Origin of the sequence: Moraxella sp. CTOTU47915 (assembly GCF_031986685.1) — a bacterium.
GTDB lineage: Bacteria > Pseudomonadota > Gammaproteobacteria > Pseudomonadales > Moraxellaceae > Faucicola > Faucicola tetraodonis.
Map to the genome: position 1 here is coordinate 1 of NZ_DAMAAE010000023.1, position 12,587 is coordinate 12,587.

The 12,587-nt window shown below is 37.2% G+C and carries 15 protein-coding genes and 1 pseudogene; 8 read left to right on the forward strand and 8 right to left on the reverse strand.

The window, feature by feature from the left end:
* Positions 1 to 141: 141 nt before the first annotated feature.
* Complete coding sequence (locus RTL34_RS11020; protein WP_062335239.1) at positions 142 to 771, reverse strand: hypothetical protein; 630 nt, start codon at positions 769 to 771, stop codon at positions 142 to 144.
* A gap of 108 nt (positions 772 to 879) precedes the next feature.
* Here RTL34_RS11020 and RTL34_RS11025 point away from each other — a divergent pair, with 108 nt between their 5' ends.
* Positions 880 to 1,200: a helix-turn-helix domain-containing protein gene (locus RTL34_RS11025; RefSeq protein ID WP_062335241.1), complete on the forward strand. Its 321-nt coding sequence runs from the start codon at positions 880 to 882 to the stop codon at positions 1,198 to 1,200.
* Positions 1,201 to 1,231: 31 nt separating this feature from the next.
* Complete coding sequence (locus RTL34_RS11030; protein WP_312116918.1) at positions 1,232 to 1,435, forward strand: antitoxin VbhA family protein; 204 nt, start codon at positions 1,232 to 1,234, stop codon at positions 1,433 to 1,435.
* A 104-nt stretch (positions 1,436 to 1,539) separates the two neighbouring features.
* Here RTL34_RS11030 and RTL34_RS11035 read toward each other — a convergent pair whose 3' ends face one another.
* Both RTL34_RS11035 and RTL34_RS11040 read right to left on the reverse strand, forming a co-directional pair.
* Positions 1,540 to 4,062, reverse strand: a complete 2,523-nt coding sequence (locus RTL34_RS11035; RefSeq protein WP_312116920.1) for a relaxase/mobilization nuclease domain-containing protein — start codon at positions 4,060 to 4,062, stop codon at positions 1,540 to 1,542.
* 44 nt (positions 4,063 to 4,106) lie between these two features.
* A complete protein-coding gene (locus RTL34_RS11040) occupies positions 4,107 to 4,544 on the reverse strand; it encodes a plasmid mobilization protein (protein ID WP_312116922.1) in 438 nt (145 codons plus the stop codon).
* Positions 4,545 to 4,855: 311 nt separating this feature from the next.
* Between RTL34_RS11040 and RTL34_RS11045 the strand changes: the two genes are divergently transcribed.
* Positions 4,856 to 5,314 (forward strand): hypothetical protein, encoded by a 459-nt coding sequence (locus RTL34_RS11045; RefSeq protein ID WP_312116924.1) that lies wholly within the window; start codon positions 4,856 to 4,858, stop codon positions 5,312 to 5,314.
* Between the two features lie 110 nt (positions 5,315 to 5,424).
* On the opposite strand, the gene RTL34_RS11050 is transcribed toward RTL34_RS11045, so the two are convergent.
* The gene (locus RTL34_RS11050; protein ID WP_312116926.1) at positions 5,425 to 5,574 is read right to left on the reverse strand and encodes a hypothetical protein; all 150 of its coding nucleotides are present in this window, start codon (positions 5,572 to 5,574) and stop codon (positions 5,425 to 5,427) included.
* A gap of 275 nt (positions 5,575 to 5,849) precedes the next feature.
* Positions 5,850 to 6,134, reverse strand: a complete 285-nt coding sequence (locus RTL34_RS11055) for a hypothetical protein (protein ID WP_312116928.1) — start codon at positions 6,132 to 6,134, stop codon at positions 5,850 to 5,852.
* A 175-nt stretch (positions 6,135 to 6,309) separates the two neighbouring features.
* Between RTL34_RS11055 and RTL34_RS11060 the strand changes: the two genes are divergently transcribed.
* Positions 6,310 to 6,549: a helix-turn-helix domain-containing protein gene (locus tag RTL34_RS11060; protein WP_040403339.1), complete on the forward strand. Its 240-nt coding sequence runs from the start codon at positions 6,310 to 6,312 to the stop codon at positions 6,547 to 6,549.
* 52 nt (positions 6,550 to 6,601) lie between these two features.
* Here the strand turns inward: RTL34_RS11060 and RTL34_RS11065 are convergent, their stop codons facing one another.
* The 3 genes and pseudogenes from RTL34_RS11065 to RTL34_RS11565 all read right to left on the reverse strand — a co-directional run bounded on the left by RTL34_RS11065 (position 6,602) and on the right by RTL34_RS11565 (position 8,045).
* The gene (locus RTL34_RS11065; protein WP_312116930.1) at positions 6,602 to 7,207 is read right to left on the reverse strand and encodes a 3'-5' exonuclease; all 606 of its coding nucleotides are present in this window, start codon (positions 7,205 to 7,207) and stop codon (positions 6,602 to 6,604) included.
* 45 nt (positions 7,208 to 7,252) lie between these two features.
* Positions 7,253 to 7,871: pseudogene (locus RTL34_RS11070) on the reverse strand (SOS response-associated peptidase family protein).
* A gap of 51 nt (positions 7,872 to 7,922) precedes the next feature.
* Positions 7,923 to 8,045: a DUF4113 domain-containing protein gene (locus tag RTL34_RS11565; RefSeq protein ID WP_404932312.1), complete on the reverse strand. Its 123-nt coding sequence runs from the start codon at positions 8,043 to 8,045 to the stop codon at positions 7,923 to 7,925.
* A 235-nt stretch (positions 8,046 to 8,280) separates the two neighbouring features.
* On the opposite strand from RTL34_RS11565, the gene RTL34_RS11075 reads away from it, so the two are divergent.
* The 4 genes from RTL34_RS11075 (at position 8,281) to RTL34_RS11090 (ending at position 12,185) form a co-directional block, all read left to right on the forward strand.
* On the forward strand, positions 8,281 to 9,291 hold the full coding sequence (locus tag RTL34_RS11075) for a replication initiation protein (RefSeq protein WP_062335255.1): 1,011 nt from the start codon (positions 8,281 to 8,283) through the stop codon (positions 9,289 to 9,291).
* A 219-nt stretch (positions 9,292 to 9,510) separates the two neighbouring features.
* Positions 9,511 to 10,158, forward strand: coding sequence for an AAA family ATPase (locus RTL34_RS11080; protein WP_060995182.1), 648 nt, complete (start codon positions 9,511 to 9,513; stop codon positions 10,156 to 10,158).
* Positions 10,158 to 10,451, forward strand: coding sequence for a hypothetical protein (locus RTL34_RS11085; protein ID WP_060995181.1), 294 nt, complete (start codon positions 10,158 to 10,160; stop codon positions 10,449 to 10,451). Before RTL34_RS11080 ends, RTL34_RS11085 begins: the two co-directional genes overlap by 1 nt.
* Positions 10,452 to 10,631: 180 nt before the next feature.
* Positions 10,632 to 12,185: an ATP-binding protein gene (locus RTL34_RS11090; RefSeq protein WP_219332449.1), complete on the forward strand. Its 1,554-nt coding sequence runs from the start codon at positions 10,632 to 10,634 to the stop codon at positions 12,183 to 12,185.
* The last annotated feature ends 402 nt before the right edge of the window (positions 12,186 to 12,587 follow it).

A 12,587-nucleotide genomic window follows, 5' to 3' on the forward strand; every position in this document is an offset into this window, starting at 1 on the left:
GATTAATACGCTTAGTTTACCAAGTTTACTTGTACGGTTTCTTCAGCATAGCTCATACATCTATTAATCGATGAAATTCCTTAGCGTGCTATATGGTCCGAATTCTTTGCTGACCCCTATAAGAACAGTTTAGTAAAATGCTTATTGACCATTTAATAGCGAATTCAACCGTGCTGACCACATTTCAGCCTCATGTTCATGGCTTACCCAAAAGCCATGACGAGGTTGTGGGGCATAATTAATAAATACCGTCACCGCATTTGCCGTCATCTCCACATAATTACCGCCCGTGACACGACCTGTATCAAAGTTAATATGATAATCTCGTCGTTGAATCACATCCTTTTGGTACAGCTTCCAGCCTTGAATATCGCCATAATCACAAATCATGTATTGTGGTTTACGTTCAGGATCGATGGTAAAAGCAATTTTCTTGGCAGTATCGTCAATTAAAATACCAGGTGATTCATAATCCACATGAAAAACTTGCGCAACTATCTGCTGTTTATAGTAGTCATGGATGGGTTGCACCATATTGCGACCTTTAGACAAAATCATTTTGGTTTTAACCAGCCAAGTATTAATCACAAATACTAGAAACATAAATAAAAAATACCAAGAAAAGAATTCTCGGCGTCCTGAGATTAGCCATATCAATAGGGCTAACGGAATAGGGATTAATACACTGCGTAAGGCTATTTTTTTAAAGATACCCTTATGGTCAAATACGGGCGCTTTATCATCATTAACTGGGATGATTTGAACGGTCATCCTAACTCCTCAATAAAAGAAAACGAGTGTTTGTAAAATACTACGATATACGTAGTAAAAAATCAAAGAAAATATACGAAATTCGTAGCTTTAATCTGGGAATAAGCTATGGATTTACAGGCGATTTTTACAACACGGTTTAAACAAGCCAGAAAAGCTAAAAAACTCACTCAGGAACAATTAGGCATTGCGATAGGATTGGATGAGTTTGTCGCTAGTACCCGCATTAATCGTTATGAAAAAGGCATACACTTGCCTGATTTACAGACATTGGCTCGTATTGCTGAGATACTGGATGTACCGCCTGCTTTCTTTTTTGCGGAGGATGTGTTGGCTGAGAATATTTTGATTTTTAAAATGAATAATAACGAGAAAAAGGCAAGTATGAAGACTAATCCTTTGCAAAATAAATTTTCAGATTTAAAATAATCACCATTAAAAAACCGACTTGAGATATTTTATGATTGATGCAGCAACCGAAGCGCGGCGCCGTAGAAACTGGCAGTTTGTTTGTAATAGCAGTGCGTTTTCTGGTTTTGAAACGCCGCCTGAAATGCATGCGATTGTGGAACGCTATTTTAAGGATGAAATCAGTTTGACGGAAACTATAGAGGCGCTGCGCAAATTTAACTCACAACGCTATCTATCTATCAACGCCGAGTAACCCTTTCAATAATACATATAGCATTTTGGCTTTCGATTGCTATTAAACATTTAATTTTTTGCTTGTTACCCAGTAACAATCGCTATTTTGATAACTAAGACCCTTTATGGTCCAAAGCTTGGTCCAGATGGTTCATTGTTAAGCGCCTGTTCTTCCCACCTTTTAACATTCTCAGTTAACTGTGTGAATCCGCTCATATTAGGCGAATGGCTATCAACAAACTGCTGAACTTGTTCGGTCGTGGCTTGTGCGCCTTTGGATCCATCTTCAGAGGTTTCATATAGCCGCCCTGCTTTAGCATAAGTCATTGCTTTTCGCTTTAACTCATCAAAGCGACGTTTAAATAAATCACCTATCGCATCAGCAAGGGTTGAAACTGCTTGAGTGAATTGTCTAAAACTTTCTGCTGCTGAGTGAAATGCGCTAGTGAGTTCTTCATATCCGTCTTTAAAGGCGCTAAGTCCTTGATTAGCGTGATTAAGGACTTCAGATCTTTGTTCTGCATGGTGTTGCTGCGCTGTAAGGTAATGATTGAATTTTCCAAGTCCTTTAGTAACTGTTTGAACTCGTTGTCGTCGATTGGCTGTATACTGTCTAATTGGTTCAAGGCTTGTTGCATTTTGTCTTGTAAGAGCTGATATTCTTCCCTGCCTAATTTTAGCATTTTTAGCTGCTGTTGATTGGTGGTCTTTAATTCTTGTAAGTAGGTCTCCATCTTCGCTAGCTGCGGCTGCAGACGGTCTTGGATTTCTTCTTCGATAATCGGTATAAGCTGATCGAGCAAGTCTGGTATCAATTGAGAAAGTGTTTCGCTCATCTGTGTTTGTAGATTCTGGACTGCCTGGTTGATTTGCTCGGTCATTTGGCTGTGCAAATCGTTCGACAATTTTTGTAAGCTTTGTGTGATGAGCTCGCTTGGACTGATAGGTAGGGTCATGGGTTATTCCTTGCTGCTTTGCTGCCCGTTTTAATTTGATCCTTCTGGCGCTATCTGTAACACCAATTGCCTTTTGGGATTTAAACCAAATTTCACTTGCTGTTGATTTTTGGGAATAATCAGCATTTGCTTGGGATCTTGGTCGTTGGGTAACACGGTCACCATCGTTAATGCTCGTGCCTCGGCCGGTGTCTGCTGAATTTTCGCTGAAATCAGCGCCAACTGCTGTTGTTGTTGTTCTATCGATTGTTCCACCTGAGCCAATTGCTGTTGCTGTTGGCTCATCAAGTGTCTTGAGTAATAGATCATCCCCAGCATTACTAGCGTTGGAATCAAGGCTAAAACGAAGGTAATCATCCCAATCATCATTGCCTTGACTTTCAGGTTCGCTTGTTTTTGCGCTTGGGCTTGGTAAAAGCGCTGATACACCTTCTCGCTCTGCATCATATGGGTCTTGGCTTGCTCGACTAGATTGTCGGCGTATTCGCTGAAAAGCTTTTGGCTTTGGTGCTGACTCTCTAAAATCTGTGTCTGTAACATTCCCACTTGCTGATTGGTCAGCTGCATTTGTTCGGTTGTTTTGCTCAGCATCTGCTGAGTTTGCTCCAACTGATTGATTGACTGCACTAGGTTCTGGTTGGCTGTTGTCACTTGGTCGTCGATCAGAGGTGTAGCCTGGCTCAGTAAGTTGTTGATCAACTTGTTGCCCGAGCTCTCGATGCGACTCATAATATTGTTTAAAGCGCTGTTGAAGTCGACGAAGGCGTCGTCCAACCTCTTGTTCATTAAGTTCTGCAAGTTTTGCTCGAGTTGCAGGTTCTTTTGTTTTTGTTGTTCTAAAATTTTCGAGACTAGATCTTGTGAACGCTCGCTCATATAGCATCCCTTTTAATTTTATATTTCTGCCACCGTTTGGATTTTTAATCGAAATCGATTTGCCTTTTTTGTCAATACGAGTAATTTCAAACATCTCACCAATTAGGCGTACCACATCTTCATGAGATTCAATACTGTTATCACTCGCAATCGTTTCAACCAAATGCAGAGCAATTTCTTCTTCGATAAATACTTTGTTAGTGCTAGCTTTAGCTGACTTACCTAACGACGCACTATTTTGTTCAGCGAATATCTGTTTGTCTTGCACTTTTTTATGGGCATACTCATAGCCTTTAAGCCGATAAACACGCTGACGGTTAGCATCATTGGGGTCGGCTAAGCCATAATCGAAATTGATCAAATCCTTCCAACTATCCACCAAATCTAAATCTTTATGATGGTAATAAACCGTTAACGACCGACCCGTCGGTAAATGAATATCTGCAAATACAAAATGCAATTCTTGGCGGTCTTTATCAACATGCTCGACCCAATAGCCACTGTACTCACCTCGAGTCATGCCAGGAAATAAATTGGCTTCAAACGATTCTATGATTTCAATTTTTTGCGTATCAGTTATCGATTCTTCAGGTGCGAATGATAATACTCCAGAGGTGTAAAGCTTACTATTTTTAATACCATTAATAATTTCCGTGGTAACTGCATCATCTCCATAGATTAAACGAGCCCCTTCGCGGGGTTTAGTTTTATCATTTCTCTCAAATAATAAATATGATTGAACATCGCCACCGCCACCCGACCTGGTTGCAAATCCTTTTTTGACTTTACCATGGTTAAAAAACCGAACTAACATTTTCTCTCTGCCATAAAATTATTGAGCCTAGTTACTGATTTTAGTTACTTGGTTTCATCAACAGCCACATTCATATCTACCGCTTCATTTTCAATAATTTGCGTTTTAGTTAGGCTATGCTCTAAACGTAATAACTCTAACTCATTGGCAATTCTTTGTAGGGCATAAGCTAGTTCTAACACATCCAAATTTTTCTTAGGGTCTAGTGAAGCGGTATGTGCATAACGCGTCAATTGATTGATGTTGTTACCAATGCTCACTAACTGACGATACAAATCCGGATTAACGATTGGTAAATCATGGGTACGTTTTATAGGTTTAGGTAAGTCTAATAGACACACACGCACAAACTTAGCTAAGGGCAAACCAAATCCTTTAGCTTTGCTTTGCACCATTTCAAATTCGCTATCACTGAGTCTAAGATTTAAACGACTTTGGCGTTTAATTTTCTCATTAGGTATTGATTGTTGTTCTTCATTCATCGATAACATATAAGATTCAAATAGCCCACAAAGGGTTTTTAATCGTCTCCGCTTTTTGATTAACTATCGGGAAATCAAAATAGGAGACGACGGGGGTGTCAAGAGGGGGCATTGCCCACAATTGCCAGCGCCAGATTACCGAATTTGCATAGCAAATTTGGTAACTCTGGCATTGCTGGCTCAGAAGATTTTTTGCTTCAAGGTAATCTATTTAATTATACGAGCATTGTTTATGTTTGCAAGTAGTTTTTCTTTGACTTTTTACTGGATGTTTTTATAATGGTATTATGTAGTAACTATATGAGTTTATTATGAAAAACGAATTAACTAATTCAGAAAATGAGTTATTGGATAGATTGGTTAGGGAATTTGAGGCTAAGGTTGCTAAGTCTAAAAGATTAGCGGATGAGCAACTGTTAATGTTGACACTATTTCAGAAAGCTTTATTGTCTGATTCAGATGTAAGAAAATTAAGATTATTGCTTGGTTTTGAGCAAGCTAAAATTACTGCTCGTGAAACTAAGAAAAAAGCCAAACTGGCCTTGCAAATGCATGAAAACGAAAAGAAACAAGTTATTGAAAATCGCTATCGACGTTTTGGTTTAGTAATTATTGAGTCGTTAAAAAAGTTACCGGAAAATAAAGCTACGATTTCTTTGTCTGATTTTTTAAATCTGATGCTTGCTGATGAAAATTTGAATGAAAAGGATAAAGAGTGGGTTAGTGGTTTTTTACAAAATGATGTGAAGAATGGCGATCCTAAAGATTAGGATAGTTTAATGGGTGTCGTTGTTACCAGGGAATATAGTATGTAAAAAGCGACAGGGTCTATTGTATGTCGCTTTATTTTTTTAGGTTTTTAGATGGGGGTATGATTTTTTTAGAAGGGACAGTCATCGTCTTCATTATAATATTGCGCCAATGAAAAACTGCGATTGGATTGCTGTTGAATGAATTGATGACAGTCATCGCATATCCAATTGAATTTTTGGTTCTGATAGTTATAGGTCGGTTCGTAGATTTGTCGCATGATGTTGCACTCTCTACAGTGGGTTTGGGTGTCATAGATTTTGAAGTGGCTGACCATTATGCTTAGTAACGGTGCACTGATGTTGTAATACTGACAGATATGTGTGATGTGATCTAAATGATTGCCGTGAGTCTCTAGTGGGGTTTCAAATTAGTCACGCACAATGATGGTTTGTTGTTCACTGATGTGGTTTTTTGCAAGGTATTTGTAGCCCATATGATTTTCCTTTCTTTAGGTTAGGCTTGTGATTTTAGCGGTTGTTAAGGGGACTTGTTCTATGCTATTTCTGGCATAAGTTTTAGAAATTTATGTTCAAGCTGTTGGTATTTTTCTTGGTCGTCGTTTACGTCTATTTCGTCTAATATTTCTGAAATCCATGTTTGAATGGCTTGGGTGTTGTTGCAGCGTTTGATGAGTCCTAGAAACAGGTAAAGGTTGTCACCTGGTTGTATCCGCTGTTCTTTGATTAGTTGGCTTGTAAGCTTATTAATTTGCTGTTGGCGGTTTTTTCTTTGGTCAAGTTGGTCATAGAGGTGTTGGATGACGGGGTTTAGGTGCATTTTTGTGCTCCTTGAATTTTTTGTTGTTCGATTGGAAAATTATCTCAAGTATGGGATAATAGTTGAAATTGGGAATTTATATCTAAAAATAAAATTTATTCCCTAATTTAGGAACTATATTAATATTATTTTATTCCTAAATCAATTATTTATTTTCATTTTTAGGGATTTTATTGTGATAAAGATAAATTTGCCTGTTTTATTGGCACAACGTGGACTTAAAGTTGCCGATATTGATAGAGATTTGGATATAAGTCGTTCGACCCTTTATCGTTTGTATAACAATGATGTGATAAAAATTGATATCGATGCCATTGATAAATTATGTAAGTATTTAGATTGCGCACCAGGTGATATTATTTTGTATGTAGATGATGACGAATCCCAGCACAATAAAAAAGAGCAACCTTATTAATTAGGTTGCTCTGTTCCCTACTACATAGCTGTATTTTAATATGATACGTCATTCAATAATCCCAATGATGACTTCCCATCATCCCCTGCCATACCGTTACACAGGCTAGCGCATCGGGTCTAGCGCGGTGCGCATTGCTATGTTCTACCCCAAAGTGGGTCATAGCCTTGCTTAGGCTAAAATAACGATTGGCTTTAAAATACGGTGAGTATTGCCCGATAAAATCAGCAAACTGCTTACACAGGCATTTTACTTCAACTTGCTGCAAGCGAAGCTTATGACCCGATTGCCGCATCATACGAATATCAAAGCTGGCATTGTAAGCATACAGGGTTCTTCCTTTGAGCAACTGTACAATCGCGGGTTGAATATCAATAAAGGTAGGCTTACCTATCAGCTCATGAGGATAAATACCATGCACCTTAAATGCGCCTGGGCTAGACGTTCTATCGGTATAGATCAGCGTATCGATAATCACATGTCGATCACTATCACAAAACGCAATTTCGATGATTTGATCATTCCTGCCGCCACCGGTGGTTTCAGTATCAAAGAATAAGGGTTTGCTGGTATCGTACTGTTGGTTGTACTGGACAACTTGGTTAAAGATGGCATCGATTTGAGATTGCGTATCTGCTGTCATTGGGGTTGAAGTCATTAAATTAATCAATCATGGATGTAAGTCAGTCATATAATCGCTACCCTAGCCATTAAACACATCCATTTGCGCCGTTTTAAGCGGTTTTTTCGGCTTTGGCAGATGTTCCGCTACATACCCAGCACCCATCGGTTTAAGTAGCTCAAACGCGTCCTCATGATGCATATTGAGCCAATCCTGGCGATGTTCAGGTTCAATCACCACAATCGAGCGTTTTTCATCTTCAGGCTTGTGAAATTGTAACATGAAAGGATGATTATCGGCATTGGTGGTCAGCATGGTCATGGAGCGAACGATTTGCTCCCCTATCTTAACAATTTCATATAAAGCGGCTACGGTAAACGGCTCATAGATGGTTTGTACCGGAATTAACGCAAACTGATTGTTGTACCAAGCATGTTTAAAACTCGGTTTTTCCATCACCGTTTCTACGGGCATCATAAGTGTGCTTGGCAATATCGATATCTTAGGCCCATTTAGGCACCATTCCAAACATGGCTGAGTGCCACTCGGCAGGATCACCCCTCGTATTTGATAAGAGGTTAGCAAATAGCAAGGGGGCTTTATAGCCTGAGTAAATATCCTGTTTGACGGCAAAGCTGAGCTGTTGATTGGTAAATAACGGCGCTTGCGTAGCGCTAATGGGTTGAAAGTTGGCACACATCAGGGTTTCTCTTTTAACATGGATTTATTAACAGCCGTTAGCAAACTCGCACTAATGCACTTTGAGTAGATCTGATAGCTTGGTGGTATAGCTGGGGCTTAAAAACTCTCGATTCATCTGCCAATCTTGCTGCTTGGCTATTCCACTTACAGGAATTTCAACGTTTAAATATATAAAATTTTAAAAACAAAAAATTTCTTTTTTAGGTTTTTATAGTTTTTAAAGGTTTGTAGACCATCTGTATGCCTGATGTAGCCCGGTTTTGGAGGACGTAAATAGGACGGATTGACTACTTTAATAGGACGGATTGACTACTTTAATGGGACGGATTGACTACTTTAATGGGACGGATTGACTACTTTAATGGGACTATGATATTTTGTGTCCTATTAATTATTGGAATTTTGCCATGAGTAATGATCTAATTGTGAAATCTAATGTAGTTATTACTGCCAGTTATCACTTAACTGCAAATGAACAACGCTTGATTCTCTCTGCAATTTCTCAAATACCTAAAGGTGTGGAAGTTCAAGATGAAGAGGTCTATACCGTCGAAGTCAGCGATTTTATTGAAATGGGTGTGCATCCTAAAACTGCATATAGAGAAATGCGTGAAGCGGCTGAACGTTTGTATGAACGTTCTATTGTATTAAAAGTAGGTGACGATGTACTAAAAACTCGCTGGGTACAGGATATGGGAGTTGGAACTGGCGAAGGTATGATTAAACTTGCTCAAAGTTTAGGATTACAACCAACTAAAATGCCTAATAATCAGCATTTTGTGGTTCTTAGATTTAGTAAATCAATTTTGCCCTATTTGAGCAATTTATCAGCTAATTTTACCCAATATTTAAAACAAGATATTGCAGGGCTTAGTAGCTCGTATAGTATTAGATTCTTTGAATTACTCATGCAATTTAAAGATACAGGGTTTCGAAAAATCACAATTGAAGATTTAAGAGAGTTTCTTGATCTTGGTGACAAATACCCTGCAACCAAAGATTTGAAAGTACGAGTTATTGAAACTGCAGTCAATGAAATTAATGAAAAAACTAAAATTAATGTTGAATATAAACTTGTAAAAACGGGAAAAAAATTCACTCATCTTGAGCTAAAATTCAAATTAAAAGCTCAAGCTAAAAAAACTGCGCAACCTGTTGGTAAGACAATTGATATGCTTGAGTCAGAGAAAAAAAATCCTCTAGCACTATCATGGCAAATAAAAGGACTATCAGATGGTCAAATTAATAAATTGGCCAAATTTAAAAAGGAGTTTCTAGATGCTAATAGTAGTTTACTCGCAAGCAATGATAGTAGAAGTTATGATGAAGTTTTTAATAGTTGGCGTGTCTTACTAAAAGACCCTACTAGTGTTAAAAAATTTAAAAATATTCAAGAAATATTAGAAAGAAGTTGGTAGAAATACGTCCTATTTAATCATATAATTTATTACATAAGTTAATGCTAATAAGTAACTTGCGTAAGTAATTTCATTAAATAATATTACATCTATGTGAAAAATTAATTTAAATCAATAAATTATATATGATAAAATTTTGAATAAATTAATTAACTTACGTAACTTAAATCTGTTAAAATGGTTATGTAACTTTAATAACTTAAATAAAAGGTGTAACTTATGATAATCTTAATTGGCGGTGAAAAAGGTGGTTCAGGCAAGAGCTGCTTAGCTCAAAATATTGCAGTTTATTTGCAGAATAGAAATCGAGACATCTTATTGTTAGATGCTGACCCGCAGGGTACAACGACTGACTGGGTAAAAGAGCGGGAGCAAAACCAAATTTCTAAAACACTCCCATCAGTGCAATGCTCAGGTAATATTAGACAGACACTAATTGATTTGTCAAAGCGTTATCAAGATATTGTCATTGATGCAGGTGGTCAAGATTCTGAAGCCTTACGTTCTGCTATGACTGTTGCAACCCATATGTTGTTGCCTTTTAGACCTAAACGTCGGGATTTAAAAACACTGGCACACATGGAAAATCTGGTGAAAATGGCAAAAGCCATCAATCCTAATTTAAAAGCAAAAGCCGTCATGACACAATGTCCAACTTTGCCCAGTCAATTCCAGCGTATCACCGATGCTAAAGATGCTTGTGAATCCTTTAATATTCCAGCTCTTCAAAATTTCACCAGTAATCGTAATATTTATGATGACGCTGATGAAAATGGATTTACAGTATTTGAAGCCAAAGGTGATACAGATGGCAAGGCTAGCGCAGAAATTGTAGCGATTGCCGAAGAGTTTTTAGGAGAAGTATAATGGGTTTAAGTGATTTAAAGAAAAAAGGTTATAATGCTGATATCTCTGTCGATAGTTTTATTGGTGGGGCGAATACCCATTCGCTACAAAAAGAATCGAAGGCTAAATATATTCGCCAAACTTTTTCACTTACCCAAGAAGTGAGTGATCAAATCGATGAATTACTTGTAAAAAGTAGGGTCGCTCGTGCTAATCGTTCGATAATTGTCAAAACAGCGATTCAGCAGCTAAGCTTTCTTTCAGAAGAACAATTAAATTTAGCAGTTCTCGCAACAAAAAATGAAGAAAGTTAAATAACTTAAATAACTTAAATAACTTAAATAACTTAAATAACTTAAATAACTTAAATAACTTATATCTATTAGTAAATGTTATAACTTACTTTTTATGCATAACTTACATAAGTTACTCTTGGGAAATAAGTTTATTAAGTTATTGAAATTATCTTGTGATTCTTAGTGGGGATCTAATAAATGGTAAAAAAACAATTTCCTATCGGCATCCAAAATTTAGCCGAACTAAGACAAGGTAACTATTATTACGTCGATAAAACGGCCAAAATTATTGAACTAATTAATACTAGTAAATATATTTTTTTATCAAGACCTAGACGGTTTGGCAAAAGCCTGACCCTTGATACTATTGCTGAAATATTTGCAGGTAACAAGGCGCTATTCACTGGATTATATGCTGAACATCACTGGCAATGGGAGCAATCCTATCCTGTTATTCGCATTAGCTTTGATGGCGGTATAGAAGGTTACGATGACTTATCTCTTGCTTTATCGGACATTTTAACGGCTTTAGAAGAAAGATGGCGTATTACTAATAGCTTAAAAACGATTAGTGGTAGGTTTCAAGCACTCATTCAGCATTGCCATGAAACAACAGGGCAAAAAGTTGTCATATTGATAGATGAATACGATAAGCCGATTTTAGACAGTTTGCAGAATTCAGAAAAATCTATTATTGTCCGTAATCAATTAAGGGATTTTTATTCCGTGATTAAAGGTCAAGATGCCCATATACAATTTGCCATGCTCACAGGCGTTTCTAAATTTAGTAAAATCAATCTATTTTCAGGTTTAAATAATCTATACGATGTTACCTTAGATGAAAGATTCTCAGCGCTTTGTGGTTACACCCAATCTGAGCTTGAAAACGTATTCGCTGTAGAATTAGATAAAGTGGATCTTGAAGAGTTAAAAAAATGGTATAACGGCTATAATTGGACAGGTGAAGCAGTCTATAACCCATTTGACGTCTTACTGTTTTTAAGTAACCCACAAAGGCTCTATAAAAACTACTGGGTAGAAACAGGTAATGCAACCTTCTTAATGGATAAACTATTAAATGAAAACATCCATATCCATCAACTGATTGGTAGACTTATTGATAGTCAAAACCTCTCACAATTTGAAATAAGCGATATCAGTATCATCGCCTTACTATTTCAAACGGGTTATCTCACCATTGATAAAATGCTGTTAAAACCCAGTGTACGTTATACCCTAAAATTTCCTAACATTGAAGTACAACAAAGCTTATCGGAATCACTGCTATTAAAATACATCGCCCATGCCAAAGATGATATGTTACTCAAACAAAGTGAACTTTACGAAGCGATTGTTCAGCATAATCTTGATGGCATTGAAAGCATTATCCAAGCATTTTTTAGTAGCATTCCCCATAACTGGCACAGAAATAATCCGATTGCCAATTACGAAGGCTATTGGGCCAGCGTCTTCTACGCACTGTTTGCCAGTTTAGGCTTTCAAACTATCACAGAAGACGCAACAAGTCTTGGTAATATCGACATGACACTCATCGTTGGAGACCACGTTTACATTTTTGAATTTAAAGTCGTGAATGGTAAAAACGATCAACCACAAGGAACTGCCTTAGCTCAAATACAACAGAAGCGTTATGCTGACAAATACACAACACCCAGTCGTATCATTCATCAGATAGGTATAGAATTTCATAGAGAAACGCATACGGTAATATTTGATAGAAGAGAAGGGTAAACTAAATGTACTTAGCCTAAGCCAAAAATTTTACATCATCTAGACTATGTTAATTGTAGCGATTCTCATTGAAAATCCATTACCGTCTATCAAATCATGGAATTAATGCATAAATTCTGTTAGTTATTACACCATTATAAATTTACTTGATAATCACGAAAACCTATTGTTTTTCGTGATTTTGTAAATCAGCGCCAATTTGGCGCCTTTTTATTAGGTTTATTTCACGATAAAGCCAAATAAATCGTAAGCATCCGACCATCCCATCTTTTCCACACATAAGAAATTAGAGATAGTGTCCATGATTAAACAATCGTGGATACGAAGATGATACAAGACACACTAAAAGTAAGCATCCGACCATTCCATCTATCACAGTCCTAAAAAATAAGAGATAGTGCC